Origin of the sequence: Arthrobacter sp. NPDC056493 (genome assembly GCF_042795115.1) — a bacterium.
Lineage (GTDB): Bacteria > Actinomycetota > Actinomycetes > Actinomycetales > Micrococcaceae > Arthrobacter.
Genome location: NZ_JBHTSL010000123.1, coordinates 1 through 1,803, shown reverse-complemented (window position 1 = coordinate 1,803; position 1,803 = coordinate 1). Strand labels below are relative to the sequence as shown.

The window sequence follows — 1,803 nt, the reverse complement described above, 5'->3', positions numbered from 1 at the left end:
AGGCCCCCGACGGCTACAGGAACTTCGACAACCGCGAAGACGGATGGACAAAAGTCGTCCTCCACCCGGCCGGGGTCTGAGCGAGCCCGGAGAGGAGAAATTTTCATGTCGAAACGAGCGATTTCCAGGACGTGGTCCTGATGCGCGCCATGGTGTACCGAGGCCCGTACAAAGTCCGGGTCGAAGAGAAAGACATTCCGATCATCGAGCACCCGAACGACGCGATCGTGCGGGTCAGCAAGGGCGCCATTTGCGGGTCCGACCTGCACCTCTACCACGGCATGATGCCCGACACGCGGGTCGGCATGACGTTTGGGCACGAGTTCGTGGGCACCGTGCATGAGGTGGGATCGTCCGTGCAGAACCTGGCGGCGGGCGACCGGGTGATGGTGCCGTTCAACGTGTACTGCGGTTCCTGCTACTTCTGCTCCCGCGGCCTGTACTCCAACTGCCACAACGTCAATCCGAACGCGACGGCGGTGGGCGGCATCTACGGTTACTCGCACACCTGCGGGGGTTACGACGGCGGCCAGGCCGAGTTCGTGCGCGTCCCGTTCGCCGACGTCGGACCCTCGAAGATTCCCGACTGGCTGGACGAAGAGGACGCGGTGCTACTCACAGATGCACTGCCCACCGGCTACTTCGGCGCCCAGCTCGGGGACATCGCCGAAGGCGACACCGTGGTGGTGTTCGGCGCCGGACCGGTGGGACTGTTCGCCGCCAAGTCCGCCTGGCTGATGGGCGCCGGGCGGGTGATCGTGATCGACCACCTGGAGTACAGGCTGGAAAAGGCAAGGTCCTTCGCGCACGCCGAAACGCACAACTTTACCGAGTACGACGACATCGTGGTGCACCTGAAGAAGGAGACCGACTACCTGGGCGCCGACGTCGTCATTGACGCCGTCGGAGCCGAAGCGGACGGCAATTTCCTCCAGCACGTCACCAGCAGCAAGTTCAAACTGCAGGGCGGCTCCCCTATCGCCCTGAACTGGGCCATCGACTCCGTCCGCAAGGGCGGCACCGTGTCCGTGGTGGGCGCCTACGGCCCGATCTTCAGCGCCGTGAAGTTCGGCGACGCCATGAATAAGGGCCTGACGCTGCGGATGAATCAATGCCCGGTCAAACGCCAGTGGCCGCGCCTCTTCGAGCACATCCGCAACGGCTACCTGAAACCCAGCGACATCGTCACGCACCGTATTCCGCTGGAACACATCGCCGAGGGCTACCACATCTTCTCGGCCAAGCTGGACAACATCATCAAGCCGCTCGTTGTTGCCGGCCATTCCTGAAGGGAGACCGCACCATGACTCAGACAGCCACACCATATATCTCCGGTAAACGTATCCCGCCGAAGTCCGCGGAAGAACTGCGGACCCAGATCCCGGGCTGGGGCGCGGACCTCGACCCGGCCGACCGGCCCTCCTACCCCCGCGAGCAACCCGGCATAGAAACCGGCGCGCGTTGGGACTTCCCCGAACGCCAGCCGGAGAAATGGCCGCGGGAACGGTCCGTCGAGCACGCCTTCCTCACCCCCGTTTTCGGGACTTCCACTCCTCCTGCCGGGGTCTCCGGCGCCATCAGGAAGTACGCCTACAAGTACAGCGAGGGCCGGGCCGCGCACTGGCTGCTGCTCATCGCCGCGGACCGGGTCGACGCCGGGGAACACCACCTGAAGTCCTTGGTCACCCTCCGCCCCGACAACCCCGTCACCGAAACCGGGGTCCTCACAGAGTTCTCCGCCCACGGTGTCCGCTCCCGGTTCGGACAAAAACGCGCGGACGTCAACCACCAGTGGATCGACCC

The 1,803-nt window shown here is 64.6% G+C and carries 2 protein-coding genes; both read left to right on the top strand.

What is annotated here, in order from left to right; translation table 11 throughout:
- Positions 1-140 precede the first annotated feature (140 nt).
- Positions 141-1,289 (top strand): zinc-dependent alcohol dehydrogenase, encoded by a 1,149-nt coding sequence (locus ACFQ50_RS24485; protein WP_377998223.1) that lies wholly within the window; start codon positions 141-143, stop codon positions 1,287-1,289.
- A 14-nt stretch (positions 1,290-1,303) separates the two neighbouring features.
- Positions 1,304-1,803: hypothetical protein (locus ACFQ50_RS24480; RefSeq protein WP_377998222.1), on the top strand; the 500-nt coding region annotated here is incomplete at its 3' end.